The sequence below is a fragment of the Aristophania vespae genome (assembly GCF_009906835.1).
GTDB lineage: Bacteria > Pseudomonadota > Alphaproteobacteria > Acetobacterales > Acetobacteraceae > Aristophania > Aristophania vespae.
The window spans coordinates 302,302-328,048 of record NZ_CP047652.1; the positions used below are offsets into that span (position 1 = coordinate 302,302).

The 25,747-nt window shown below is 43.6% G+C and carries 22 protein-coding genes, 1 tRNA gene and 1 pseudogene; 9 read left to right on the forward strand and 15 right to left on the reverse strand.

The genetic code is table 11. From position 1 onward, the window contains the following. Positions 1–35: 35 nt before the first annotated feature. The gene (locus tag GT348_RS01405) at positions 36–1,115 is read left to right on the forward strand and encodes a RidA family protein (RefSeq protein WP_160618201.1); all 1,080 of its coding nucleotides are present in this window, start codon (positions 36–38) and stop codon (positions 1,113–1,115) included. Between the two features lie 13 nt (positions 1,116–1,128). On the opposite strand, the gene GT348_RS01410 is transcribed toward GT348_RS01405, so the two are convergent. After that, the gene (locus GT348_RS01410) at positions 1,129–2,595 is read right to left on the reverse strand and encodes a glycosyltransferase family 2 protein (RefSeq protein ID WP_160618202.1); all 1,467 of its coding nucleotides are present in this window, start codon (positions 2,593–2,595) and stop codon (positions 1,129–1,131) included. Continuing rightward, positions 2,585–3,061 (reverse strand): hypothetical protein, encoded by a 477-nt coding sequence (locus tag GT348_RS01415; RefSeq protein WP_236646536.1) that lies wholly within the window; start codon positions 3,059–3,061, stop codon positions 2,585–2,587. Before GT348_RS01415 ends, GT348_RS01410 begins: the two co-directional genes overlap by 11 nt. 155 nt (positions 3,062–3,216) lie before the next feature. On the opposite strand from GT348_RS01415, the gene gap reads away from it, so the two are divergent. Together gap and GT348_RS01425 are read left to right on the forward strand one after the other, a co-directional pair. Beyond that, positions 3,217–4,239, forward strand: a complete 1,023-nt coding sequence (gap, locus tag GT348_RS01420; protein WP_160618203.1) for a type I glyceraldehyde-3-phosphate dehydrogenase — start codon at positions 3,217–3,219, stop codon at positions 4,237–4,239. Positions 4,240–4,241: 2 nt separating this feature from the next. After that, the gene (locus tag GT348_RS01425) at positions 4,242–5,456 is read left to right on the forward strand and encodes a phosphoglycerate kinase (protein ID WP_160618204.1); all 1,215 of its coding nucleotides are present in this window, start codon (positions 4,242–4,244) and stop codon (positions 5,454–5,456) included. Between the two features lie 163 nt (positions 5,457–5,619). Here GT348_RS01425 and rpoH read toward each other — a convergent pair whose 3' ends face one another. Further along, complete coding sequence (gene rpoH / locus GT348_RS01430) at positions 5,620–6,516, reverse strand: RNA polymerase sigma factor RpoH (protein WP_160618205.1); 897 nt, start codon at positions 6,514–6,516, stop codon at positions 5,620–5,622. Positions 6,517–6,778: 262 nt separating this feature from the next. After that, a complete protein-coding gene (locus GT348_RS01435; RefSeq protein WP_201740052.1) occupies positions 6,779–7,753 on the reverse strand; it encodes an RluA family pseudouridine synthase in 975 nt (324 codons plus the stop codon). A 4-nt stretch (positions 7,754–7,757) separates the two neighbouring features. On the opposite strand from GT348_RS01435, the gene GT348_RS01440 reads away from it, so the two are divergent. After that, entirely contained in the window at positions 7,758–8,186 is a 429-nt protein-coding gene (locus GT348_RS01440) for a hypothetical protein (protein ID WP_201740053.1), read from the forward strand. Here the strand turns inward: GT348_RS01440 and GT348_RS01445 are convergent. After that, positions 8,172–8,483: an ArsR/SmtB family transcription factor gene (locus GT348_RS01445; protein WP_160618208.1), complete on the reverse strand. Its 312-nt coding sequence runs from the start codon at positions 8,481–8,483 to the stop codon at positions 8,172–8,174. The two genes, GT348_RS01440 and GT348_RS01445, sit on opposite strands and share 15 nt — an antisense overlap. A gap of 519 nt (positions 8,484–9,002) precedes the next feature. On the opposite strand from GT348_RS01445, the gene GT348_RS01450 reads away from it, so the two are divergent. Next, complete coding sequence (locus GT348_RS01450; RefSeq protein WP_160618209.1) at positions 9,003–10,091, forward strand: alkene reductase; 1,089 nt, start codon at positions 9,003–9,005, stop codon at positions 10,089–10,091. Between the two features lie 94 nt (positions 10,092–10,185). On the opposite strand, the gene rlmB is transcribed toward GT348_RS01450, so the two are convergent. Beyond that, positions 10,186–10,995 carry a 23S rRNA (guanosine(2251)-2'-O)-methyltransferase RlmB gene (gene rlmB / locus GT348_RS01455; protein WP_160618210.1) on the reverse strand — a complete coding sequence of 270 codons (810 nt, stop codon included), beginning with the start codon at positions 10,993–10,995 and terminating at the stop codon, positions 10,186–10,188. Positions 10,996–11,066: 71 nt separating this feature from the next. On the opposite strand from rlmB, the gene GT348_RS01460 reads away from it, so the two are divergent. Together GT348_RS01460 and GT348_RS01465 are read left to right on the forward strand one after the other, a co-directional pair. Next, positions 11,067–11,152 (forward strand) — tRNA-Tyr (locus GT348_RS01460). Positions 11,153–11,425: 273 nt separating this feature from the next. Next, on the forward strand, positions 11,426–11,812 hold the full coding sequence (locus tag GT348_RS01465; protein ID WP_160618211.1) for an outer membrane protein assembly factor BamE: 387 nt from the start codon (positions 11,426–11,428) through the stop codon (positions 11,810–11,812). Positions 11,813–11,996: 184 nt separating this feature from the next. Here the strand turns inward: GT348_RS01465 and GT348_RS01470 are convergent. After that, a pseudogene (locus GT348_RS01470) lies at positions 11,997–13,308 on the reverse strand (O-acetylhomoserine aminocarboxypropyltransferase/cysteine synthase family protein). A gap of 100 nt (positions 13,309–13,408) precedes the next feature. Then, entirely contained in the window at positions 13,409–14,077 is a 669-nt protein-coding gene (locus GT348_RS01475; RefSeq protein WP_160618212.1) for a sterol desaturase family protein, read from the reverse strand. Between the two features lie 249 nt (positions 14,078–14,326). Here GT348_RS01475 and GT348_RS01480 point away from each other — a divergent pair, with 249 nt between their 5' ends. Further along, the gene (locus tag GT348_RS01480; protein WP_160618213.1) at positions 14,327–15,802 is read left to right on the forward strand and encodes an LTA synthase family protein; all 1,476 of its coding nucleotides are present in this window, start codon (positions 14,327–14,329) and stop codon (positions 15,800–15,802) included. Between the two features lie 164 nt (positions 15,803–15,966). Here GT348_RS01480 and GT348_RS01485 read toward each other — a convergent pair whose 3' ends face one another. The 4 genes from GT348_RS01485 to GT348_RS01500 all read right to left on the reverse strand — a co-directional run bounded on the left by GT348_RS01485 (position 15,967) and on the right by GT348_RS01500 (position 20,025). Beyond that, complete coding sequence (locus GT348_RS01485; protein WP_236646537.1) at positions 15,967–17,142, reverse strand: polysaccharide biosynthesis/export family protein; 1,176 nt, start codon at positions 17,140–17,142, stop codon at positions 15,967–15,969. A 275-nt stretch (positions 17,143–17,417) separates the two neighbouring features. After that, complete coding sequence (locus GT348_RS01490) at positions 17,418–18,065, reverse strand: ABC transporter ATP-binding protein (RefSeq protein WP_160618214.1); 648 nt, start codon at positions 18,063–18,065, stop codon at positions 17,418–17,420. 12 nt (positions 18,066–18,077) lie between these two features. Continuing rightward, positions 18,078–18,866: an ABC transporter permease gene (locus GT348_RS01495; RefSeq protein WP_160618215.1), complete on the reverse strand. Its 789-nt coding sequence runs from the start codon at positions 18,864–18,866 to the stop codon at positions 18,078–18,080. Between the two features lies 1 nt (position 18,867). Beyond that, positions 18,868–20,025, reverse strand: coding sequence for a capsule biosynthesis protein (locus GT348_RS01500; protein ID WP_236646538.1), 1,158 nt, complete (start codon positions 20,023–20,025; stop codon positions 18,868–18,870). Between the two features lie 514 nt (positions 20,026–20,539). Here GT348_RS01500 and GT348_RS01505 point away from each other — a divergent pair. Continuing rightward, positions 20,540–21,952 carry a mannose-1-phosphate guanylyltransferase/mannose-6-phosphate isomerase gene (locus GT348_RS01505; protein WP_160618216.1) on the forward strand — a complete coding sequence of 471 codons (1,413 nt, stop codon included), beginning with the start codon at positions 20,540–20,542 and terminating at the stop codon, positions 21,950–21,952. Positions 21,953–21,958: 6 nt separating this feature from the next. On the opposite strand, the gene GT348_RS01510 is transcribed toward GT348_RS01505, so the two are convergent. Genes GT348_RS01510 through GT348_RS01520 form a run of 3 tightly spaced genes read right to left on the reverse strand, consistent with a single transcriptional unit; the run spans position 21,959 to position 25,613 of the window. Continuing rightward, positions 21,959–23,137 carry a glycosyltransferase family 4 protein gene (locus tag GT348_RS01510; RefSeq protein WP_160618217.1) on the reverse strand — a complete coding sequence of 393 codons (1,179 nt, stop codon included), beginning with the start codon at positions 23,135–23,137 and terminating at the stop codon, positions 21,959–21,961. A 10-nt stretch (positions 23,138–23,147) separates the two neighbouring features. Next, entirely contained in the window at positions 23,148–24,395 is a 1,248-nt protein-coding gene (locus GT348_RS01515) for a glycosyltransferase family 4 protein (RefSeq protein WP_160618218.1), read from the reverse strand. 9 nt (positions 24,396–24,404) lie between these two features. Next, the gene (locus tag GT348_RS01520; protein ID WP_236646589.1) at positions 24,405–25,613 is read right to left on the reverse strand and encodes a capsule biosynthesis protein; all 1,209 of its coding nucleotides are present in this window, start codon (positions 25,611–25,613) and stop codon (positions 24,405–24,407) included. Positions 25,614–25,747: the final 134 nt, after the last annotated feature.

The following is a 25,747-nucleotide window of genomic DNA, read 5'->3' on the forward strand; positions in this document are numbered from 1 at the left end:
GATTATAAAATAATTTGATAAAGGGATGAGGGTCGGTGATGGAGGTTTTTTCAAGACGTTCACGTAACCTTCCAAAAGCTGATGAAAAAAATAATCTCACCCCTTTAGTGACACCAGAAAGATTACAATCTCTTTTTGTCAGTCGTTTAAATGAAATATGCGCCCGCTTTGAGGAATGGTCTTACCCATTTACGGTTGTAGGTCGTCTGGGAACTGTTCCTCCTGATAGTTGGCGGCGATATGAACCGCTCCCTTTGCTAGATTTGCAAGGTCAAGCAGAAATTGGCCTTGAAGTGACGCTCTCACTTTTGGAAGAAGCAGGTTTAAAGGCTGGCGATGTCGTACAAGCGACAGGTTTTTTGAGGGCACGACTGGTAAAGGGACAAGTAAGCCCCCGTTTTGAAACAGTCAGTTTGTGCCGTAATGAAAATAGTTCTGATGCTGCCCTTCAATCAGAAGCAAATATTCTGTCTCTTTTAAGAGATTTACCTGCCGAGACGCATAATTTTCCCCATAGAGATGACTTACGGCTTCTTTTGGTTAATTTGAGCCTACCGCCAGAATGTTTGCAGGATTTGAAAGGGGCTCTGGGGGCTTTATGGCATGAGCGTTCTATTAGAAGTTTAACGATAAAACCGACTGACCGGCAAATGCTGCTTCAAAGCCTTTTAACCATGACAGAAGATATTGTGGTTATATTAAGCGGAAATGAAGGCTTGCCAATGCTCGAAAATAGCTTTGTCTTAAAAGCAATAACAGCCTGCAAAGCCCATCGAATTTCAGTTCTGGAAAATAGGCGTCTTGAGAAGAAACTTGACGAAAAAAAACCTGCCTTAAGGTCAGTCGCAAGCCATTTAATGGACCGTCACTTTAGCTCTGCTCTTGAGGCGGGGCGCTATATCAGAGAGCAAAGTGGCCAGACATGGCAAGCACGTGAAGAAGAGCGTGCCCGTCAGGAAGAGCTTAATGCTTTGAGAGATAGTCTTGCCCGCTTTGCTGATTTGCCTGATGTTTCCCGAAAATTTGGTGTATGGCGCGGCATTATAATTGGTGTTGCTTTAGGAATTATTTTAGTTGTGGTTTGTTTACTCGTTATGAGGTTGTTAGGGTTTTGAGCTGTTTTCTGGCTTAGGGTAAAAAGGGTTGAAGTGCAGGAATAAGCTTGCCCAGTAATTTTGCGTCTTTTGACGTCAAAAGAGAGAATCCTCTTCTAATATCATGATGCTGTGCCTCTGGGTGTGTTGCTAACCACTCAAAAAGACCTTCCAGGCTTAAACCTTGTTGCTCATTACAAACAGGTAAGGGCAAGAAATAGGGTACCACATTTTGCGGCGAAGGCAGCATTTCGTAGAAAAGCCTGTCATGCCCGCTTTCTTTAGGTAATGTGACAATATTTGATCTGTAAGTTGGTGCTGTTGGTACAACGGCTAGACCTTCAGAGCAGTTAATGTCTCCTAGCTGAAACTTGTTATTATCAATAGAAATAAGCGTGAGTAAACGTGGGTAACGGTCTTGCGTTACACATAGCAGCAAACTGGCCTTTTCATGCTCATTGCTATCAGTCAGTAAATATTTATTATTGTTAGTTCTTAGCAGCCAGATACGGGTTGTATCTGCGGGCGGAAAAGCTTGTTTTGAAAGTAGAAGAGATTCTTCTTTATTTAAACGGATACGGCGATAAGAAAACCCAAAACGTGTTGCCTCATCAGGGAGTATAAGATCGTCATCGTCACGAATAGTGCTATTTTTAATATCTAATTTATAAGCGTCTATAAGGGCTTCAAACTGTGTCAGGCCGGCGGCAAATAACGTTTCTAAAAGGCGGGCCTTAATCTGGCGTGTTGCTCCCAAATGACGATAGCCATAGGTGTCTTTTATATCGCTGCGATTATAATAACGCTGGAGGATATGATCTAAAGTGTTTTCACTGCTGGTTTTGTCATAATTTGAACAAACATAGTGAAGAATGCGCCCTCCTTCCCATGTGACGTCGGTTTGTGGGGAATAAGGCTTACCTGATGCTGTTTCCCATTCAGAAGGTAACAAGTTATATGTTACGGGATCGTTAATCTTGTTTGTGTGAATAATGGCTGAAAGGCGAACGAAAAGCTTGACGAATTTATGGTCAGGAAAGGAGATATCAGCCCGCCATGGGTGAGCTGTAACGATATGGCCTTTAGGTCGTTCTCTATGGTTATTTGCACCAAAAATACACCAATTTAATGCGATAGCTTTTGTTTTGGCGCGGCATTTTAAAATATTGGCGAGGGTACTGTCAGGGCAAAAATATTCATCAATGTCCAAACAAAGCATCCAGCCGCCTTTGTCAAAAAGAGACTCTATAGCCTGCTTTATGAGCCCAAGGCGCTTTTCCTGAGGGCCTGTTTCAGAAACCAGAGAAGGGGAAAACCACTTTACCGGCCAGGTTTTCTCGAACTTCTGAACAATATCTTTTGTTCCGTCGTCGGAACCAGCATCAACAATAATAATACGCTGAAAGCCAAATGTTAGATGCCATGACAGCCAGTCGATAATATCTTTTTCTGCATTCTTAACAAGCAAAACAAGATAAGCGCGGGGATTTTTAGCGGACATTGATGCGTACCACAGCCTGTTTTAACAAAGGGGCTGTTCGCAGCCTCATATCAATCTGGATAGGAAGTGCACCTGCGTCACTAATTTGCGTGGCAACGGGTACGACAAGTTCATTCAGCAATGCTGTCATATGCGTAACTTGTTCTTCTGGTGTCTTTTGAAGTGGAGAGAGACCTTCAACTATAAATAAAATGTTCTTTTTTTGCGTTAAAGCCGCTTTAACAGCCTTTTTTAATGGTGCTCCATACACATCCTGAGATGTGCCCTGCACAATTTCTACAAATGGCTTTTTGTCAGGGGTAAAATAATGCTTTTTATGAAGTACTGGCGGCTTTCCAGCATCCGCATTGAAAGTGCGCTGATCGATGGGCGTGCAGCCTTGCAGAGCAACCAAAAAGAAGCCAAGCAAAAGCAGCTTTAAATGCGCCTTTCGACGTAATGAAGAGGGGGAGAAAAAAATGGGCATATTAATTCAATACTTTGCAAGGAACGAAGCTGAGAAGCAAGAGAATAAAAATAGCTAAAAATAAAAACCTTTTTACCCCTGTTGTTATCTTCATAGAGTGTTATTTATCAATAGAGCCACATATAAAGTTCTCAATTTTGTGAAGGGATCAATCAATGGCTATTAAGATTGCTATTAATGGTTTTGGGCGTATTGGACGCCTGGTATTGCGCGCTATCGTTGAAAGCGGGCGGACAGACGTCACTCCCGTATTAATTAATGATCTTGGCTCTGTAGAAGCTAATGCTCACCTGCTCAAATATGACAGTGTACACGGGCGCTTTCCTGCAGATGTAGAAGTCGTCAATGGCGACCTCCTCATTAAAACTCATGATGGCCGCACAGTTGGCCCTATCAAGGTCACAGCTCATCGCAACCCTGAGGAAGTTCCTCTTGCGGGCGTTGATGTGGCCATGGAATGCACAGGCCTCTTTACCACACGTGAAAAAGCAGAGCTTTTGATCAAGGCTGGTGCAAAGCGTGTGCTGATTTCTGCACCTTCAAAAGATGCAGAAGCTACTATTGTTTATGGCGTGAATAACGATGCCCTAAAACCAGGCATGAAAATCGTTTCCAACGCATCCTGCACAACAAACTGCTTGGCCCCTATCGCTTCAGTGCTTGATGAGAAATTCGGCATTGAAACAGGCTATATGGTCACGATTCACTCTTATACAGGTGATCAACGTACCGTTGATACTCTGCATAAAGACCCTCATCGTGCCCGTGCAGCAGCACTTAACATTATTCCAACATCTACTGGCGCTGCACGCGCTGTTGGCCTAGTGCTTCCTCAGTTAAAAGGTCGTTTGGATGGAACAGCTGTCCGCGTCCCTACACCTGATGTCTCTTATGTGTCTTTAGACTTCATTCCTAAAAAGACTCCTTCTTCAGTCGAAGAAGTAAATCAGGCTCTTCTTGAGGCGTCTCAAGGTCGTCTAAAAAATATTTTAGACTATAATACAGACCCTCTCGTAAGCTCAGACTTCATTCATGTCCCAGCATCTTCAACTTTCGATGCAACTCAGACAACATTAGTTGATGGCGGCAAGCTTGTTCGTGTTGTTGCTTGGTATGACAATGAATGGGGCTTCTCAAACCGTATGGTTGATACGGCAGTTTTGTTGGGGAACGTCTAATCATGGCGTTTCGCACGCTTGATACTATAGAAGCACGCGGCAAACGTGTGCTTCTACGTGCTGATCTCAATGTGCCTGTGCATAATGGGGCCATCACAGATACGACGCGGATTGAGCGTGTTGTTCCGACAATCCGTGAATTAGCTCAAAAAGGTGCCAAGGTTATTGTTCTGAGCCACTTTGCCCGCCCAAAAGGCAAAGTTGTTCCTGATATGTCCTTGGAGCCAGTAAGCGCAGCCTTATCCAAACTCCTGGCTCAGCCTGTCACATTCGTACATGATTGTGTCGGTCCTCAAGTTACAGAGGCTGTGCAGTCCATGCAGGATGGGGATGTTCTTCTGCTTGAAAATACACGTTTTCATGCAGGGGAAGAGGCTAATGACGCGGCTTTTGCAAAAGCTCTTGCCGAAAATGGTGATCTCTATGTTGATGATGCCTTTTCGGCAGCTCATAGAGCCCATGCCTCGACCGAAGGCGTTGCAAAAATCCTGCCTTCTTTCGCAGGTCGCCTCATGGAAGCTGAGCTTGGTGCCCTAACAGCGGCTTTAGAGACTCCAGAGCGTCCCGTAGGGGCGATTATTGGTGGTTCTAAAATCTCTACCAAGCTTGATCTGATTGGTAATGTCCTTGAAAAAGTCGATGTTCTTTTCATCGGCGGCGCCATGGCCAATACATTTCTGGCAGCTCAGGGCTGTAATGTCGGCAAATCTCTGCAAGAGGCAGATATGCATGACACGGCTCTCCAAATTGCCAAACATGCAAAAGAGAAGGGCTGTGATATTGTCCTTCCTGTAGATGCTGTTGTGGCACGTGAATTCAAAGAGAATGCTGAAACATGGGTCTATCCTATTGATCAGATTCCTGATGATGTCATGATTTTGGATGTCGGACCAAAGACAGTTGCTCTTATGGAGCAGCGTTTAGGACAGCTAAAAACTTTAGTGTGGAATGGTCCTTTAGGCGCATTTGAAATTGCACCTTTTGATCGTGGCACAAATGAAGTTGCACAAGCTGCTGGCAAGCTGACAAAAGAAGGTAAACTGAGAACAGTTGCAGGGGGCGGTGACACAGTTTCGGCTCTCAAACATGCAGGTGTTTCGCAGGATATGAGTTACATCTCTACTGCAGGCGGTGCTTTCCTAGAGTGGTTAGAAGGTAAAATTCTTCCAGGAATTGAAGTTCTTCGCACTGCGGGGCAACAGCTTGGTTTAGGCTAAAAGCTCGCATTATGAGGAGGGATGTTATCAATCTCTCCTCATACAGTTTTAAAAGAGCTTTGGAATAGAGCTTAAGAGTCGCTCTTATATAAAACCCGCTTCATATTTTAAAATATGAAGCGGGTTTTTAATTTAACGACTTATCTGAGGGACAGAATTTTGATTAATCTTCAAGTCCTTGATCTTTACGGCGCCGCTCAACAGCTTCTGCCATAGCTTTTTGTAACTTCTCCATGGCACGAGCCTCAATTTGACGAATGCGCTCACGTGAGACGTTATAATGATGAGATAGTTCCTCTAAAGTGGAGGTCTCTTCATTCAAACGGCGTTCGGTAATGATATGGCGTTCACGCTCATTGAGTGTTTGCATAGCCTCAGATAAGAGGGCTTTGCGGCCATTAAGCTCTTCTGACTCAGCCAAAATATCTTCTTGGCTTTCTTGCTCATCAACAAGCCAGTCCTGCCATTCCCCTTCACCATCCATACGTAAGGGAGCGTTAAGGCTGTGGTCAGAGGAAGAAAGACGTTGATTCATAGAAATCACATCTTGCTCAGGCACATCCAGAGTCTGCGCTATTTTGCTAACCTGCTCTGGTTTTAGATCACCTTCCTCAAAAGCTTGCATCTGACCTTTAAGGCGACGAAGATTAAAGAAAAGTTTTTTCTGTGCGGCAGTCGTCCCCATTTTAACAAGAGACCAGCTATGTAGAATATATTCTTGCATAGCAGCGCGGATCCACCACATTGCATAAGTCGCTAAACGGAAACCCCGTTCAGGATCAAAGCGGCGAACAGCCTGCATCATGCCAATATTACCTTCGCTAATCAGCTCATTAAGAGGCAGACCGTAGCCACGGTAGCTCATGGCAATCTTTGCAACCAGACGAAGGTGAGATGTGATGAGACGGTGGGCCGCCTTTGTATCATCATTGTCTCTTAACCGCCGGGAAAGAGTGAGTTCTTCATCAGCCGTAAGCATGGGGAAGCGGCGAATTTCCTGTAAATACCGCGTTAGGTTGCTTTCAGGACCAATGTTGGGAATGGCAACAGGAGAATTCATATGTTTCGACTCCTTGCACCGAGATGACGAACCAGACAGAGAGACAACTCCATTTTGTCTATATTTCTGAAAGATTGACATACTCCCGGTTTGTGACGCTGTTGAGGAAAGGACATTGCTACTACGTCACCGCCTCTTACCCCTTATATGCGGCAATGAAGAAGCGGCACGTCCGTTCCGGCGATGCGCCAGATTCGTCGGATCAAGTGTATTTCTAATAGGTTTTGCTAAATTTGTCAAACATTAAATAAAGTTTAGCCGATTAATGCGCACTCAAATGAGCAAGCAACTCTTCAAAATCAAAGGGAAGAGGTGTGCTAAATTCCAGCTCTTCTTTTGTACGGGGGTGAATAAAACCCAGAGTCGCAGCGTGAAGGGCCTGTCTGGGAAAATCAAGGCATAAGGCACGTAGCTCTTTATCAAGCTTTTTTGCCTGAGCTGGAACACGTTTTAGATAAACAGGATCACCCAAAAGCGGGTGCCCTGCGTGAGAAAGATGAACCCTTATTTGATGGGTGCGGCCAGTCTCCAGGCGGCATTCAATAAGGCTAATAGAGTCATGAAAAACAGAAAGGGTCTTAAAATGCGTCAAAGCATGCTTACCCCCTGATTGTACAACGGCCATTCTTTTACGATCGCGCTTATCGCGGCCAATATTGCCTTCTAGTTCTCCCTTTGGGGGTAATACGCCCCATACTAATGCACGATATGAGCGTTTGATTGTGCGGTCAGCAAAAGCTTCGGAAAGATGCTGATGTGCTAAAGGAGTTTTGGCAGCAACCATAACGCCAGAAGTGTCTTTATCGAGGCGATGAACAATGCCGGGACGTTTTTCTCCACCAATGCCCTCAAATTCTGGTCCACAATGACCTAAAAGGGCATTGACTAAAGTGCCTGTCTCATTACCCGGGGCTGGATGAACAACAAGCCCTGCTGGCTTATCAATAACAATGAGGTCACGATCTTCATATAAAATAGTGAGGGCAATGGTTTCTGCCTGAGGGCGGGCGGGTTCTGGGGGAGGAATAGTGAGAGAAATATTCATGCCCTCACGTGTGATAAGAGACGGGTCACGCTTAATGTCACCATTACAGCTTAAAAAACCCGATTCAATAAGAGCTTTTACACGCGAACGAGAAAGAGATTTATTCTGTTCGGCTAAAAGACGGTCTATACGTTCTCCTGTCTGGTCAGAAGATATGACCAGATTCAGAGTTAAGGCGTTATGAGAGGACATAGATATGGGAGAAGACTCAGAAGTGAAAGCATCAGACATGAAAAAGAGTGTAGCTCAAACTGTGACGATGGGCGAGATAGCTCATGATGCGCGTCCGTCTCGTTTTTTATTAGGCGCTGTTATTATTATGGGCCTGTTAATTGTTATCGGAACAGCCATTCTTTTATGGGTGATTGTTCACCGTGCCTTACATCATAATGATGTGGCAGCACCTCAGACAAAAGCAGCTTATCATAATGTTTTGGCTACGCCTTCAGTGCTCAGCCTCGTCCCTCGTCCCGGAGAGAAAGTGCAGTCTATTACGGCACGTTCTGATGGCAGTCTTGCTTTGGATTTAAGAACAGTAGAGGGAGGAGAGAGAATTCTTATTTGGGCACCAGAAAAAGCTCAGATCATTGCTGAACTTGAATTAAGCAAATCAGTCTCTCAATAAACCTTTAATAACGGCTTCCATAAGGCCAGGAAAATGTTCATCTAATTCCTGGCGCCGAATTGCATTAATATGCTGCACGCCCTTGATCTGCGTGTGAATAATACCGCTGTCACGTAAAACCTGAAAATGGTGCGACATGCTTGATTTGGGACGTTTGCCTAAAAGGGTCGTGCAATTAGCCTTGCCCAATTTATGAAGCTGACGTACCAAGTCCAAACGTATTGGGTCTGCTAAAGCCTTTAAAACAGTGAGAATGGTTATCTCACTAAAATCAGGATGTACGTAATTTGACGACATAACAGTTCTAAGTCTCACCCCTGACGTAAAAAATAGCAGCTTGCATTTGATATATACCGAACCTTTTAATACGGTATAGTATCATTTATTTACATAAATGCCCAAGAACTCCATTCATCAGCATATAAAAACTTAAATGCGGCTGAAGCTGGTCATCATAAAGAGATTGTCTTTGGCTAGATTAATAATGTTATTATTAATCCTGCATGCCATATCAAAAAATATTTTGAGATAAAAAGATGATATGGTCATATGTTATGCGATAAGTTTACTTCCCAAAGAATATAATGAGTATCCTTCTGTTCCGCTCCAAAGCTTGAAACCATAGTCATAGAGCTAAATTTCTCAAAAATTGCGCGATAAAAATATATGAGTCTCTCAAGAGAAGAAATTTTCTTGACAGCTGGATGAAAGTCATTCATCGTTCGAATTGTATCGAACAATGAATGACTCATTTTAGTCCAAATTTTTTCACAGTCCGGACCGAGAGAGAAAGTCATTCAAAAGGGAGCAAAGTCAATGCCTAATTTATTTGATCCTATTCAACTTGGTTCTATTAAAACGTCTAACCGTGTTTTTATGGCTCCATTAACGCGGGGACGTGCCGATAAAAATGCTGTCCCAACAGAATTAATGATTGAGTATTATACACAGCGCGCCACAGCGGGACTTATTATCTCAGAAGCTACGGGTATTTCTCGCCAGGGCTTAGGGTGGATTAATGCCCCTGGTATTTGGAACGATGCTCAAATTGAGGGTTGGAAACCCATCATCAAAGCTGTTCATGATAAAGGGGGCAAAATCGTATGCCAGCTCTGGCATATGGGCCGTCTGGTGCATTCTTCTATTACAGGTGAACAGCCTGTTGCGCCTTCACCTTCTACAGCACCTCGTTACATTCACACTTATGAAGGCAAAAAACCTTATGAAGAAGCCCGCGCTCTAAGAGCCGATGAGCTTCCTGCTATTGTGGCCGATTATGCCAAAGCAGCCCAAAATGCAATAAAAGCCGGGTTTGATGGCGTGCAAATTCATGCTGCCAACGGCTATTTAATCGACGAATTCTTGCGTGACGGCACAAATCATCGCTCTGACCAATATGGTGGTTCTCCAGAAAATCGCATGCGTTTCTTGCGTGAGGTGACGCAGGCAGTGATTAATGCTGTTGGCGCCGAGCGGGTTGGTGTTCGTTTATCACCAAATGGTGAAGTACAAGGCACGGTTGATAGTAACCCCGAAACCGTGTTCGTGCCTGCTGCTAAAATGTTGCAGGATCTTGGTGTCGCGTGGCTCGAATTACGTGAGTGGAAAGAAAATAGCGATTTTGAGTTTGCTGAAGAAACAGACCAGCCAATTCTGTCTCCAAAAATCCGCAAAGTATTCACAAACCCTCTCATACTGAACCAGAATTACACAGCTGAGGAAGCTAAAGAGGCTGTTGCCTCTGGTCATGCTGACGGAATTTCTTTTGGTCGACCTTTTATTGCCAATCCTGACCTGGTTCACCGGATTAAAAACAACATTACCTGGCAAAAAAGCGAGATAAAAACATGGTACGGCATTGAGTATGGCCCCAAAGGCTACACAGATTACCCATTTGCCTCTTAAAATAACTCTTTAGTTTTTGTTCTAAGCTCTAAAGAGATTTAATTATAAAACCTCTCATAAAGAAAACCCTTTATGAGAGGTTTTTTATTAGGCTTTAAAAAGGGCGTGTGAGCTCATAAAGAGCAACAGCCGAAGCATTAGAGACATTTAAGCTCTCCATAGTACCAGGCATGTGAATAGAGGCAATTTCATCACAAGTCTCACGTGTAAGACGGCGCAAACCAGCCCCTTCAGCACCCAGAACAAGAGCAACGCGTCGATCACCTAACCCATCACGGCGCAGCGGTGCTCCACCCGCATCAAGCCCAATAACCCATAAATTTTCATTTTGCAGTTGTGAAAGGGCACGAGAAAGATTTGTCTCTCTCAGTAAAGGCACAATATCAAGCCCACCTGAGGCGGCTTTTGCCATAGTGCCCGTTTCGGGCGGTGTATTGCGATCTTGAACCAAAACCGCAGCAGCGCCAAAGGCAGCAGCAGAGCGCAAAATGGCACCAATATTTCGAGGATCAGTAACCTGGTCCAAAACTAAAACCGGCCCAGGGCGTTCAAGGGCCTCTTCAATAGTGAGGGGGGTGAGGGGAGAAACATGCAGGCATATGCCTTGGTGCACAGCCTCACGTCCGCAAAGAGAATCGAGCTGCTCACGCGTTACAATGCGTGGCTGTATTGCAGATTGCTGCGATATAGATGCAGCAGCTTCACGCGTGGCAAGAAGTTCATGCGCTGTGCGTAGAGGATTTTCTAGCGCAGCCATAACAGCATGAAGCCCATAAATCCAGTAATCTCCTCGTCCGAGAGAACTAGAACGTTGGCGTGTTTGAACCCGTTTATTTCCTTGCCGAGACAGATCAGGCACGGAGTTAGAGGGGCGGCGAGACTGTGAAAACGATTTTTTGACCATAAACTTCTCTATAATCGTCTTATGCTCATTGACATAGCCCGAAATGATACTTATTAAACAGTCAACCTTTTGGAGGGGTGCCCGAGTGGCTAAAGGGGGCGGACTGTAAATCCGCTGGCGTACGCCTACGTTGGTTCGAATCCAACCCCCTCCACCATTATTTTCATCATAAAATAGAAAATAATCTCATAAATGGCCAAAATAGCCAGTTTGTGATGATGGTGCCTTCAATAAAATGTAGCTTGTTAAGTACATTGAAGCCAGCAAAGGCAAATGAAATACTAACAAGAAATGACGGTTTGATGTAGTTCTGCAAGAACGAAACTGTACAATCCTGTTCAAATACCCCGCCAGTCCTATATAAAAAAATATTCTAAAATTAGCGATATTGTAATATTTATGTGTTTTCGACACATTGTGGAATCATTATATGAAAACAATAAAATTGTCCTTTTTTATGACATCATTGCTGTTGTTGGGAGCGTGTAGTTCAAGTGGGAATGTGAGTATTAGGAAAGAAACATCGGCAACGATTGATACTAAAGTGGTTGATGGGACTACAACCAAGGATCAGGTGAGGAAACTGTTTGGTGATCCTAAAGAAACAAGCTTTACCGATAGCGGCCATGAACTCTGGAAGTATACGTTCGAAAGAGAGCAGATTGATGCCACTAACCTCATTCCTTATTATGGAGCTTTTTCCAATGGTACACATGGTAAGAAAAAAACATTAACCATAATTTTTGATGGCGATAAGGTTTGGCATCATGTTTTAAGTGAATCAAAAGTGCAGAAACATAGTGGTATATTTGGGTGAAAATACTCAAAATTATTTCTTTAATAAAGAATAAGCATGTATCTTTACTGATATTATAAATATTTTATGAGTTAAGATTTATGTGAGAGGCAAGAAAAATTTAAGTAGTTAGAATTTTATGTTGCAGGTCCACTCTTAAAATTACTTTTAATGATGGCCTGCACATAATTTCAGAAAACTTAAACTAAGCTTTCTGAGCCTGGGCTAAAGCTTGTTCAAGATCAGCTATAATATCGTCAGGATGTTCTAACCCGACTGAAAGACGCACATAGCCAGGTGATACACCCGCAGCTTTTTGTTCAGTCGGGGTTAATTGGGAGTGAGTGGTTGAAGCAGGGTGAATGGCAAGGCTGCGTGCATCGCCAATATTAGCGACGTGATAAAGAAGCTTTAGTGAATCGATAAAGCGTTTTCCACCTTCCACGCCGTTAGACAGTTCAAACCCAACAAGTCCACCATATCTGCCGTTAAAATAGGTTTGAGCCCGTTTAAAAGTCTCTCCTTTATGTAAGGCAGGATATATTACTTTTGAAACGGCTTTGTGCCTCTTGAGGTAGTGGGCAATTAAAGCAGCATTTTCGCAATGACGTTCCATTCTTAATGGGAGGGTTTCAACGCCTTGAATGAGCTGGAAGGCGTTAAAGGGTGATAAAGCCGCTCCTAAGTCGCGTAGCAACACAGCGCGTAGGCGTAATGCATAGGCAATAGGTCCAAATTTCTTTGCCGCTTCGCTCCAGATTAAGCCGTGATAGCTGGGGTCAGGCGTTGTTAGGAGAGGGTGGCGTTTTGGGGTTTTGTCCCAATCAAAGGTGCCACTATCAATAATAATGCCTCCGATAGATGTGCCGTGCCCCCTATATATTTGGTCGTGGAATAAATAACGATGGCGGCTCCGTGTTCCAATGGTTTGGCAATTAAGGGAGCGGCTGTATTATCGACGATAAGAGGAATATTATGTGTGCGTCCGAGTGAGGCAATTTCTGCCAAAGGAGGTACGACTAATTTAGGGTTTGGTAGCATTTCCAGATACCATCCCCTTGTGCGTTCATCACTTGCTTTTAGAAAGGCTTGAGGGTCGGAAGGATCAACAAAGCGCACATCAATACCCATATTGCGCAGCGTATGGGTAAAGAGATTCCACGTTCCTCCGTAAATATCAGTGCTGCTGACAATATTATCTCCAGCCTGGGCAATTGTTTGAACAGCCATGGCCGAAGCTGCTTGTCCTGATGAAACAGCAACAGCAGCAACACCCCTTCTAAGGCAGCAAGACGTTGTTCAAGCACGTCTATAGTGGGGTTGCCGAGGCGGGTATAAATTGGCCCTGCTTCTTGCAAACTAAAGCGTTTGGCCGCCTGGTCACTATCTGCAAATTGGTAGGAGGTGGTTTGATGAATGGGTGGTACGACAGAGCCTGTGATTAAGTCTGCACGCCAGCCCGCATGTAGGGCTAATGTTTCTGGATGAAGGGTTTTAGGTAAGTCGTTATCATTCATAAAAGGCTCTTAAATAATAAAATTAGAAAGAAGCCTCTACGTTACGAATATTTCGAATGTTTCTTCAATCTTTGTAAGGACGTTTTATCAAAATAGTGCGTTATTTACGGTGTTTTGGATGGTAGAGAGTGCGAAAAATGACATCTAGCCATGGCAGGCTGATGGCATAATTATGCTCTTCGGTCATATAATGATGCAATAAATGGTGCTTTTTGAGCCATGATAGCGGGAAGCTTTTCATGCGAAAATTATGCGTGGCGTAATGAATTGTATCATAGAGTGCATATCCCAGGAAAAACCCTGCAAAAAATGCGCTTCCAAAGCCAGCGCCGCCACACCAGATTGATACTGACCAGATAATTATGCCCACTGGGAGGGTAACGATTAGTGGCATAATCGTGCGAAGAGGGTGGTTGGGTTGGATATGATGGTTACCGTGGAAGATATAGACCATTTTTTGGAGATAGGGATTATTGCTTTTGAAGTGAAAAATATAACGGTGCATTACATATTCAAAAAATTCCCAGACAATAATGCCTACGGCAAAGCGCCAAAGACAGCCGAGCCAGTTATGTGAATATTGGTATGTTACATAGAGAGCCAGACACTCACCTATGATGCAAAATGTTAAAAAAGTTCTAAAAGAAATGAGGGTAAACGCTTCCATCCAATCTCGTTTAAAGATTCGTATGGGAGGGGCTTTGCCTGAGATCTTTTTGTAACGCGAAATCTGTTCGTGTTTAGCTGGCTTTGAAGGAAAATCTGTCATGAACATCCGGCTAAAAGAAATCGTGGATCACAAATGATTTTGAGAATAGCATAATATATCAAATATATTTATGTATAAATTTTATAAAGAAGACTTCTGTCATAAATGTGGTTTTTTTTCGTACAAAAAGATATTTAATCGCCCAAATTTAAGCCCTAATTTATTAAAGTTTCCTTAAATAACTTTCTTATATGACTCAAAAGAAAGTTTACAATATAGAGCTGCAACGTAAAGGAGACCTTGGCGCCAATGTTATTGCAAAGCATCTCTCATGATAAACTGGCCCTTTTAATTTTGGTCATTGGGGCCTTGATTTTGGGAGAAATAATAGATTTCTTTGCAAAACCGCGGCTAGGGTTTCGCTCTATTCGTAAGCTGGCATTGCGCTTCTTACCTCTTTTGTTACTGAGTAGCCTCTTGCTTGTTATGACTGGCTCGGTGAGTGTTGCTCTTTTGCTTACGGGAGCTTTGCTTCTGGTACTAGTGATTGGGTCAAATCTGAAATTAAGATTACTCAATGAGCCACTTGTTTTTACTGATCTCACTTTATTAGCGGCTTTTGTTAAACATCCCCGTTTTTATCTTCAGGCTATTCCTGTTTTTGTGCGCTGGTTGTCTCTCTCAGCCCTTGTGCTTTTAATTTTAATGTTAATTTGGGCGTCAAATGGCCAGATTATTATACGGATAGAAGGTGCGGTTTTAGCTATTCTTTCGGCTGTCAGCCTAAAGTTGATTCTTGAAGCGCAAAGTGATCCTGGCCTATTTCCGCCTGATTTATGGGCGGACATGCAACGTGATGGCCTGTTACCAACTTTATTGCTTTATGTTCGTCGTTGGAAAAATTTGCCGCCTTTATCTGCTCGTCCTTTGCCTCAAATTGGATTAGAGGCGGTTGGTCAAGCTCCAGATATTGTCATAATTGTGCAGTGCGAGTCCTTTGCTGAGCCATCTGTTCTTAATCCCCAGTGGGAAACCTTACCTACTCTGGCTCGTGCCCGCGATGAAGCTATACAGTGGGGGGAGCTTCATCCTAGTGGGTTTGGGGCTTATACAATGCGAAGTGAGTATGGTGTCTTATGTGGTGATGAAAATGAAGCGCTCTCATATCGCTTATTTGATCCCTTTTTGACTGCGGCTCAAACGCCTTCTCATGGTTTGGCAAATCAGCTTAGCTTGTTATATGAAAAAAGACTTTTCCTTCATCCTTATGATCTTAATTTTTACAATCGCCGGGAGCTAATGCCTCAACTTGGTTTTACCTCTCTCATAGGAGGTGAGGCTTTTACTGAACAAGATAAGATTGGCGATTATGTAAGTGATGCGTCTCTTGCTCACTATCTTTTACAAACAGTGCAAAAACATGATCGGTTTTTGGCTTATTGCGTCACGATAGAAAATCATGGTCCCTGGAAAGATGGTCGTTTGGGTCTGGTCAAAGGGTCTGATGCATGGCGTGAGCATGCTCAGCATAGTGATGAAATGCTCTCAAATTTATGTGACGGTCTTAAAGCGAGTGGCAAAGATGCCTTGCTTGTTTTTTTCGGTGATCATCGTCCGGCTTTAGGACCTTTACCGCCTCAGCCCCATGTTTCTCGTACAACCCCCTATGTCATGTTGCGTTTCAATGAAGGTAAGAGTGTAAAATTACCATCATCTCAAGAAAATGTGCCTCTAACCATGGCTGAATTACATCATACTATTATACGTACCATTATGAATAAATGAGGTGACAGGTTGAGTTCAGCCACAGGTAACCGTCTCGATAATAACTATGACCTCATGAGTCATGACGGTTACTTTGTTTAAATTACATAATGTGAATTATATAAAAAAGCGGGGCGAAACATGATGTTTCACCCCGCTTTTTAGGTCTTCTTTAGTCTTGCATTTTACCTGACAGCATAAAGTCCTGCCGTTGTGCCTTCACCCAGTAAGGTTCCAATCAACATATTGATTTTGAAGAAGCGTGTTGATGGTGCATCGGTAATGAGAATGGCATCATGATCCTTAACAGGTATCCTCTGGGCGAGGAAATATTGGGTTGGGTTCATAAGGTCAATTTCATAGGCGACAGGTGCTGAGTGATGTCCAGCCTTAACAGGGATACCTAAACGGTTACAGACTTCTTCATTTTCATAACGAATGAGATAAACACCATTTGGATCGGCCCGACTATCAGCTGGCCCACCGATACGTGCCAGAGCTCCTGCTAAAGTAAGAGTGGCTGTGCCAAACTTAACTTCGTTACGTTCTTGCGTTTGTCCAATAGCACCAAAGGCTGTGAAAGTACGTGGCTGATAAATTACTCGAATACGGTCACCTGGATCAACGCGGATATCTTCCTCAGGGTGGTTCTCCAGAGTTGCAAGATCTGTAGCCCCCAATCGACCACGTCTCACGAGCTCAATTTCGGTGTCCTGAGGCGCATATTTTGCGCCGCCAGCGATAGCAACAACATCAGAGAGATGTTCGTCAGCAAGAGATAAAATAACGCGACCAGGTTTGGAGACTTCACCGGAGACAATGACAGTATTGTTGATGTCTTTCTGAATACGGACCATCACTTGTGGATTTTGTGATTTTCCTTTCAGACTTTTTTGAATCATGGTGGCCACCTGGCTGGGTGTTTTCCCTTTTACCTTTAGATGACCTGCATATGGCACCATAATAGTACCGTCATTTTCGACTTGTGTAGGAGGAAGCTCCTGGCTGGTAATATGTGGCGGAACCATTGTTCCGCTGCCACTGGCGCTGGTGCTGCCAATATTATGATCGGCATTAGAAAACAGGCTGCTACCAAGCTCAAAGATTGTAATACCAAGCATATCTCCCGCACCGATGCGATCATTGCCGGTGGTACGGACATCACCTTTTTGCAAAGTAGAGATAAGCGGTTGAATTTCCGAAGCTAAAATATTGGCAACTTCGGGCGTCATAGAGACTAATTTATAGTCCAGATTTGCCTTATTTGCCTTGGATTTTGTGTAACCGCGCACTTGCCCCTGCGTAGGGCTGGAACGCGGCATCCAGGAACAACCGGTAAGGAGTAACGCTAATATACCCACAGCCCTATAGATAAGGAGAAAGAGTTCTTAGGTTTATGTGAAGCAATTTTCCTGTTTAAAGAGGCTGACATTACGCGTTCTCATAGTTTGTCTAGGGACACGCCGGTGAAAATAATTTCTTGGGCGATAAAAAGCACTAATTTATTTGATTAATGCAAAAGCTCCGGAATTGAAATTCTATGTCATTGCGAAAGACCTTTCGGTTGAGTGAAATATAAAGCCAGGATTTTGGAATAGCTGTTTTGGGCAAAATAGCGCGAAGGAATTATTTTTTTTCATAGTGAGTTATAAACCTCGATACCTTCATCAACGCTGCTAAAATCATGTAACTTTTTGTCATATATCACAGCGCTCCGTGAGCATGTTTCACGGATGAAGCCCATATCATGTGATACGATAATCAGAGCACGATCTGAACGTTTGACAAAAAGTTCATCTTGGCATTTTTTTGCAAATTTTGCGTCACCCACCATAATCACTTCATCGATTAAATAGGCATCAAACTCAATGATAACAGAAAGGGCAAATGCCAGGCGTGCGCGCATGCCAGATGAATAAGTTTTAACAGGGTCTAAAAGCTGTGAGCCAAGCTCGGCAAATTCATCGACATAATCACGGGCACTTTTATAGTCGAGATTATAAATTCGCGATATAAACCGCAAATTATCAAGACCGCTCAAACTTCCTTGGAAGGCTCCACCAAAGGCTAATGGCCAGGATACACTCATATCGCGTTCAATACGGCCTGCTGTTGGTAATTCTACACCACCAATAATCCTAATTAATGTAGATTTTCCAGCTCCATTACGGCCCAGAACCCCTACTTTCTCACCGCGCTCCATCTGAAAATTTATTCCATCAAGAACCCGTTTTTTCCCGCGTTCAACGTGGTAATCCTTGATGATATCGATGCATCTAATCATGGAAGAACGCTCTTAATTGAGGAAGATATAACGGCGCACTCTTAGTGTAAGATATAAGCCGATAATAAGCAAAATGACGTTAATCCAGCATGTATAAAATATATCATAGTGAGCATGACTATTCAGTCCAAATTGCCCAGCACGGATCATTTCAATACTTTCCTGGCTAGGAGACCACATTATGGCCCAACGATATTGCGGCGGAAACCAATCGACCATAATAAAAGCTCCCGTAAAGGGGAGACTTAAATAGCCAAATACACCAAGAAATTTTTCCAAAAGCTCGGACATTTCAGTTAATGCTGCAAAGATCAGCGCAGTGTTAAAACTGAAAAGCATGTGAAAAAGCAGTCCTAACCAGAGAAGAGATGGCTCTTCGGGTAACTCCATATAGCCCGTAGATACGGCTGCGGCAAAAACAAGCACACCTGCCATCATAGTGCCGATAATTTCAAGAAAACTTCGCGCTATGATGATATCAAGCGGAGTTACCTGTCTATGAAAAAGAAGACTCCCATTGGCTTCAAAAGCCTTGACAGAGCGGGCCATGCAGTGGCGCCACATTGTAAGAGGAATGTAACCTGTAACGACCATAGCCGTCATAGGTAAACCATGCTCGTGCGAAGGACGGATTGCCGTCCATAAAATTGTGACACCCGCACAGAAAATTAGCGGTTCTCCTAATACCCATAAAAAACCAAGATCTTCACGTCCATAGCGCGTATGAATCTCACGTATAATGAGAGCGTGTATGACGCGAAATTGGAGCATAAAATCTTGGAGTAAGGTATTCTTTTTCATCTTAGGCTATGCTCCCTGGCCCAAGGATAAGCATGCGCACCATAACATGGATGAATAAGAAGCAAACGAAGACCACAGCTAAGCAGAGCAAGGCATATGGATATTCTGGCCAGTCTGGTAAATTAGGCTGTACAGGCACATCAACAAAGATCATTTGCTTATCAGCTTGTGCCTGAGCTGTCTCTAATGAAGCTGTTGCACTTGCTAGAAGATGTGTAAGCAGCTTGCGTTGCAAGATAAGGTCATCATAGCCTCTGATTTTAGGAACAAGAGATTCGTTTTGCGCTCCTGTTATGTCTAGCTGGGCTTGTTCAATCTCTTTTTTCAGTACCTTAATATGCTGCCGATAAACAGAAATCATCGGGTTATGAGGTGCTGCTTGTTCAAGCTGTGTTAGTTGCATCCTGTATGTCAGCAATAATTGCTGAAGAGACGTGATGGAACCAAGAAGAGGCGTAGATTGCTTATCTGGATCTAGCATAGCCGTTTGAGTACGATATTCGGCTAATTGACTATTAACTTTATAAAGTTCGTTTTGTAATTTTTCGACTTCTTTGCGGGCAGTACGGGTCGTGTTTTCGCGCTGTCTTTTATTAATCTCGTTAACGAGATCCTCACTGATTTTTAAAAGAGCATGAGCAATATTTTGTGAGTCGACTGCATTAAAGCTTCTTACCTTTAGCTTTGAAATGCCTGTCTCGGAGTCCATAACGACTTTTACATGGCGTTTATAATATCTGAAAAAATGTTCTTTATCTTTAAAGTCAAAAAATGCCGGGTAACGTGCCAAAAAATCAGCTTTTTTGGGATTAAAGATCGCGTTGAAATCAAGCTTTTTGCTTAATTTATGCACTGCATCGCGTGACACCATGTAGTCTTGCACAACGTATGTATTTTCTGATGTCGTGCTCCCGCTTTGAACTAAATTGCTCAGAGAAAGAGGGGATGAGGGTTGTGTAGAATGCCCATGAACCACAAAATGAGCTTCTGAAATATATTGCGGTGCTGCAATAACATATAAATAAAAGGCAGTTATTACAGTAGGTAATATTACGGTGATACAAAAAGGCTTATGGTTATGCCAAAAATTTTTAACGCCCTGTACCAGACGTTCCATCAATGAGGGAGGGTGATTGGAGTTTGCGTTGACTATATCCATCGATGACAATCCATTCATTCCTGCCGCGTTTAGCCTTAATTCCACCTTTTGCCCGTATTACATCATAAAAACCTAGAAACCAAGTAGTGTCTTTAAAAAGCTCTATAAAATGTTACTTTGAAGTGGGAATAAAAGCTGCATGAATTTTTATAATAAAGTGCTGTTTTTTTATTTTGAGTTCAAAATGATTATAAAATTTTTTAATATTAAAACATATATAATTGTTAATTAAATGTTACCAAGTCCTAAAAATATTTGTTTATATTTTTGAAAATTAATATAATTTATTAGTTTTTTAAAAATTGATTTTCAGATATTATATTTAAATTATTCTTTTCAAAATAAATAAATTTTTTTCTTGCACCTGCTAATTTTTGTGAAAAGTAAGATGTTATGGCTGCATGCTTGGGGCAGATTAATTTTTTTGACTATGTTTAATGCTCGTAAAACTCTAATATCATGATCTTGGTTATGATATTAACGACATAAGTTCTTTACAGAAAAAAGACTTTATATGATGATTCCTGTTATTCTTTCTGGAGGGTCTGGCACAAGGCTTTGGCCTGTATCTCGCAAGAGCTACCCTAAACAATTTTGTGCACTACTGAGAGAAGAAACGCCTTTTCAAGAAACCTTATTGCGTGCGCGTTCACTTGGGATCAAGGCGTCTCCCATCATTGTGGGGAGTTGGGAACATCGCTTTATCATGGCTGAGCAGCTACGGCAGGTTGATATTGAAGATGCAACTATTCTTCTTGAGCCAGTGGCCCGTAATTCTGCGGCTGCTATGGCAGCGGCTGCCTTTTTGCAGGCTGATCAAGATGACGAAGCTATTTTATGGTTTATGCCTGCTGATGCAGAAATTAGTGATCTTGCCGCTCTAGGTGAGGTATTATCACAGGCACGTCAGGCCGCAGAGAAAGGTTTTATTGCAACATTCGGGATGCAACCAACGCGCCCAGAGACGGGCTATGGTTATATTGAACAAGGTCCCGCTCTCGCCGGAGTGGAAAATAGCTTTCACATTGCCCGCTTTTTAGAAAAACCAGATGAGAGTGAAGCGAAGCGTTTGGTAAATGACGGTCGCTATTTCTGGAATTCGGGGATGTATATTGCGAAAGCGAAGGTTTTTCTAAGCGAGTTAAAGGCTCTGGCCCCTGATATTTATGACAATGTTCAAAAAGCAATTCGTCATAATAGTCGGGATTTAGGTTTTGTTCAGCTTGATAAAGAGGCCTTTAGCCAGTCACCTTCTATTTCAGTTGATTATGCTGTAGCTGAAAAAACGAGGCGGGCGGCTGTTGTGCCGGCGCGTTTTAACTGGATGGATGTTGGAAGCTGGGATGCTGTATGGGAGCTGACCCCCAAAGATGAGGCGGGTAACGCCGTTAGGGGAAATGTATTTTTAGATAATGCTCGTAATTGTTACGTCCATTCTGATGGTGTCGTGGCAACTGTCACAGGTGTGAGCGATCTAATTATCATTGTGACGCAAGATGCCGTGATGGTGTCGCATCGTGACTCGGCCCAGGATGTCAGGCACATGGTGGCACGATTAAAAAAGGAAGGGCATAGCGAAGCTGAGCAGCATGTTCGCGTGTACCGTCCCTGGGGGTTTTATGAAAGCCTCATTAAAAAAGAGCGCTTCCAGGTTAAACGTATTTATGTCAGTCCAGGTGAGCAACTTTCTCTGCAAAAACATTTTCACCGTGCAGAGCATTGGGTTGTTGTTGGAGGTACGGCTGTTGTTACGCGTGATCAAGAACAACTTATCGTGCAAGAAAATGAAAGTGTTTATTTGCCGCTTGGTTGTGTACACCGCTTAGAAAACCCTGGTCGGATTCCTTTAACGCTTATAGAGGTACAGTCAGGTGCCTATCTCGGTGAAGATGATATTATAAGATTAGATGATATCTATCAGCGTTAAAATTTATTATTTTTGCTGAAGCAGTTTTTTGTAAAAAGTTTTGACCCTGTGTGCATATGGTTCAGGATGGAAAAAGGCTGCTCGCTCTTGCCCAGCTTTAACCAGATTGTGCCTTTTTTCAGAGGAAAGCTGGTCTAGCATTTTAATGGACTCAGCCAGAGCATGAACATCGTCAGGATCAGCCAAAATAGCGGCTTTTCCGGCTATCTCTTCAGTGACACCGCCTTTGCTGGTGAGTACTGGTGTATTAAGAGCCATGGCTTCGATAATGGGTAAGCCAAAACCTTCTGCCTTTGTTGGAAATAATAATGCTTTAGCTTCACTTAAGGTGCGTAAAAGTGAGTGTCGGCTACTCCATGGCAGGCGGATGACATTGCTTGTTGAGCTTCGGGAGGTGCAATCGGGGCGGTCATCACCGTCTGGGCCAATAATGACAAGTGGCGTTGATGTGCCGCTTAATGCATGAGCCTCAAGAAGTGTTTCTATATTTTTTCGGTGTTCTACACGGCCATAAATTAAAAATGAGCCAGCGGGGGCAATAGAGGGTGCTTCTTTTATAGCCCTGCGGGTTTTTTCATCAAAGCCGACAGATTGATAAAGTGTTGTAATTCGTTCGGGAGCAAGGGAAAAATGGGTCAGAATTTGCTGACGTACTGTTTCTGATACAGTAACGAAATAAGTGTCTTTGGCCATCAAATCACGCAATAGACGTTCAAAGCGCTGTGGATCAATGCCTGTTAAGTTTGGATGGGTGAGGGGGATAATGTCATGAATTGTCACGACATTACGAGTTCCTTCTAAATAAATAGGAAGTGGTGATGTCCAGTGCATGACAGATGGTGGAGAGAGAGGCGGTGTTACACGCATCGTCAATAAATGCTTGCGATGTCGATAATGAACGTGAGCAATACGATAAAGGTCTCGTGCCAAGTGTGCACTGCCCCATGGCGTCGTAAGGTTAGCGCCAACTTTAGGGGCCTGGCCGAGGAGAGCCTGCATAAGCCGCCAGAAGGGTGGGCGCGGTTTATAATCTTCTGTTTGTTCCAAAAGCCAAGAGGTCGAAATGGCTTTGCTCTCTAAGGCGTGCTGAAGACCCAAAGCATAATAATGGATCCCGGTGCCACCAGTGCGGCCGATATTGCGACCATCCAACCAAACGCGCAGAGCAGGCAATGCAGTTTTCATAAAAGATAGATCAAGCCTCTAACTGATGAGAAACGGCCAAGGCGCGGCATTGATTAAGGGCTTGTTCGACACTTTGAGGCCATGGAAAGGGCTTCCAGCCCTTCAGGCGTTCTTTCTGTGCTTGGTAAAGAGGGCCGAAGCGAGTGAAATCATCAATAGCATTTTGCCATGCAGGGCCATCTAATGGGTCAAGATAAACAGGCATTTCTCCACCTACTTCTCTTAAGACAGCAATATCAGCACAGATGGCCGGCACCCCTAAGGCCATTGCTTCTGCTAGGGGCAAACCGTAACCTTCGCTAAAGCTTGGGAAGAGCAGCCCGCATGATCCTTTAAGGAGAGCAGCGACATCATCATCTGACAGGGAATTTGTTTCTTCGACGACGTCTTTAAGAGCCGGGCTTCTTTCCAGCAGATCGATGATGTTTTCGTTTTCCCAGCCACGCTTGCCTATTAGTACTAGGCTAGGAACATTATCTTTGCCGCGTTTTTCGACCATCTGCCGCCATAGGTGCAGTAATAGTAAATGGTTCTTTCGCGGCTCTATGGTACCTAAGCAGACAAAAAATGGTTTATCTGTTTTATGGTTCGGTAGAATTTCTTCTAAATGATGTAGCACTTGTGTGTGCACACCATGTGGAATGGGCCAGATTGGCGTTTTAGAGCGTTTTTTCTCTTCAAATAAAGGCTTTAAATCGTTCGCTACAGCCATAGTTGGCGTGATAACCCCATGAGATAATTCCGCAACAGTTTTCATTCTTGCGGCATGACGGGCTGGTTCACGGGGACGAGCATATTCAGGATATTGAAGCGGAATAAGATCATGCACCATAGGCACGAATAAAGCTTTGAACCGCTTTAAGGAGCGCGCTATCGTTTTTTGGCGCATAAGATGATGATGCGATATTAAAAGCATAATGCGCTTTCGACCAGCCATATAAGCTGGTTCACGCCCTAAAAGAAGATATCTTTTAAGCTGCTGGCTTATTTTTTTTGAGTGCTGAACAGCGTCACGCTCCCCAAGATTCCAGCCTTTACAGAGGGATTCAATAAAGGCTCGCACCATTTCTGATGGTAAAGCGCTTATTTGGCCTGTCAGACTGAGGGCAACAAAGCGCGCTTGTGGGGCTTCGTGAGCTAGAAGATATTCTGCATAAGCGAGTTCGACGCGGTCAATTCCTGTTGGAACAGTTTGCCCGGCACGTGATATGAGTCGGGAAATATCGAGGATAAAAAAAACAGCTTCGGAAGATAACATAGGGCCAACTTAGTTTTTCTCTAAATATGGTTTAAAGGGCGTTTTTTCGATACGAGCAATGGCGCTTCGTGTGAGTTTTTCGACACCCTCTTCCGAGAAGAATCCGCCAGGGATAAGGCATTGCTCAATGAGCACGCGTCTATAGGCGGCAAATGTCAATTCATCAGGTTTGCCCGGATTTTTCCAAAAATCATTAAGCTTACCCTGATTGGTAATATCAGCTATATCATATACAGCTTGACCTAACGTAATAACAGGCACGCCACACGCCAGGGCAAGCGTACCGGTGGTGCTATTAACTGTAATGACACCCTGGGCGTATTTTACAACCTGGGCAATATCTCCGGCTTCCATATAATCAATTCGGTTAGAAACACCGTGGGCTTTGGCTAAGCGGTCAATGATCTTTTTCCAGTTTTGCACACCATTATCGAGGGGGTGTTCTTTAATCACAAGTCGTTGCTCGAGAGGGGCATGATTTGCAAAAGAGGTAATAACCTTCACAATAACTTCTGCCATGCCTGAAAATGACGAATGAAGGCGCAATTGCGCATCTGCATCTAATTGTAGAGGAAGAAGCATATAAGGCTTAGCGCTTTTTCGTGCCGAAGAGGGAGCCAGCCATCTCATTAAGGCTGCACTGCGACGTTCGGCCTTTTTACGGCGCATTAAACGGCGCAGCCAGCCCACGCCTTCTACCAAAGGAGGCCAGGGACGGTAGTCTGTCCAATGAGGAAAGCGCCATTTGAGTAAAATCGTTGCACTATTATAGGCAATGCCCTCTAAGGCACGGCGTCGAAAAGATGAAGGAACTGGGTTATGTGGTGGTGCCAGGGGAAGGCGGGCGGCTTGATTACGATACCATTCCGGGTCTTTAGGCAAAGTGGAATAACCATTGACACCCCCACGCTCAAGGGTAACCCAGTCAGGGCGGATATAGCCTTCTTCAAAGACATGTACTGTTACGCCCATATCACGGCATATAAGTATGGCCTGGCTGTGTAATTCCCTACAATCACCGAATAATATGACATCGGTAATTTTATGTTTTTGCAGTGTATGGCCCAAAAATCCAGGCCAGGTGCCATATTGTCCACGAAAAGCTATGCCACCTGGCAGGCGCCAAAAAAGCTCATCGCCACCATTAAAGTTAATTTTCCATACTTTGTGCTTGCGTTTTCGTAATGCTTTTCCGAGGCTTTGAAAAAAGGGTCCCATTAATCCTTGCAGCAGCAAAAAACGCCTATGTTCTGCAGGGGGGTCTTCTTTAAAGTCGATGCTATCTGCCTGTAGGCGCGGATCTTCAAATAAAGCTTCGCGGCTAGAGTCAGTAAGGGACTCGTTTTCTGGTT

Bases quoted from the DNA above. Each gene is read 5' to 3' on its own strand.
- rpoH (WP_160618205.1), bottom strand. From the start codon at position 6,516: ATGAATTCTCCTGTTGCCATTCCCAACATTGGTCCTGAAAGCAACCTA.
- GT348_RS01480 (WP_160618213.1), top strand. From the start codon at position 14,327: ATGTTATTGCAAAGCATCTCTCATGATAAACTGGCCCTTTTAATTTTG.
- rlmB (WP_160618210.1), bottom strand. From the start codon at position 10,995: ATGGTCAAAAAATCGTTTTCACAGTCTCGCCGCCCCTCTAACTCCGTG.
- GT348_RS01435 (WP_201740052.1), bottom strand. From the start codon at position 7,753: ATGTCCTCTCATAACGCCTTAACTCTGAATCTGGTCATATCTTCTGAC.
- GT348_RS01440 (WP_201740053.1), top strand. From the start codon at position 7,758: ATGGGAGAAGACTCAGAAGTGAAAGCATCAGACATGAAAAAGAGTGTA.
- GT348_RS01475 (WP_160618212.1), bottom strand. From the start codon at position 14,077: ATGACAGATTTTCCTTCAAAGCCAGCTAAACACGAACAGATTTCGCGT.
- GT348_RS01520 (WP_236646589.1), bottom strand. From the start codon at position 25,613: ATGGGACCCTTTTTTCAAAGCCTCGGAAAAGCATTACGAAAACGCAAG.
- GT348_RS01465 (WP_160618211.1), top strand. From the start codon at position 11,426: ATGAAAACAATAAAATTGTCCTTTTTTATGACATCATTGCTGTTGTTG.
- GT348_RS01505 (WP_160618216.1), top strand. From the start codon at position 20,540: ATGATGATTCCTGTTATTCTTTCTGGAGGGTCTGGCACAAGGCTTTGG.
- GT348_RS01500 (WP_236646538.1), bottom strand. From the start codon at position 20,025: ATGGATATAGTCAACGCAAACTCCAATCACCCTCCCTCATTGATGGAA.
- GT348_RS01510 (WP_160618217.1), bottom strand. From the start codon at position 23,137: ATGAAAACTGCATTGCCTGCTCTGCGCGTTTGGTTGGATGGTCGCAAT.
- GT348_RS01415 (WP_236646536.1), bottom strand. From the start codon at position 3,061: ATGCCCATTTTTTTCTCCCCCTCTTCATTACGTCGAAAGGCGCATTTA.
- GT348_RS01445 (WP_160618208.1), bottom strand. From the start codon at position 8,483: ATGTCGTCAAATTACGTACATCCTGATTTTAGTGAGATAACCATTCTC.
- GT348_RS01515 (WP_160618218.1), bottom strand. From the start codon at position 24,395: ATGTTATCTTCCGAAGCTGTTTTTTTTATCCTCGATATTTCCCGACTC.
- GT348_RS01495 (WP_160618215.1), bottom strand. From the start codon at position 18,866: ATGAAAAAGAATACCTTACTCCAAGATTTTATGCTCCAATTTCGCGTC.
- GT348_RS01450 (WP_160618209.1), top strand. From the start codon at position 9,003: ATGCCTAATTTATTTGATCCTATTCAACTTGGTTCTATTAAAACGTCT.
- GT348_RS01490 (WP_160618214.1), bottom strand. From the start codon at position 18,065: ATGATTAGATGCATCGATATCATCAAGGATTACCACGTTGAACGCGGG.
- gap (WP_160618203.1), top strand. From the start codon at position 3,217: ATGGCTATTAAGATTGCTATTAATGGTTTTGGGCGTATTGGACGCCTG.
- GT348_RS01410 (WP_160618202.1), bottom strand. From the start codon at position 2,595: ATGTCCGCTAAAAATCCCCGCGCTTATCTTGTTTTGCTTGTTAAGAAT.
- GT348_RS01425 (WP_160618204.1), top strand. From the start codon at position 4,242: ATGGCGTTTCGCACGCTTGATACTATAGAAGCACGCGGCAAACGTGTG.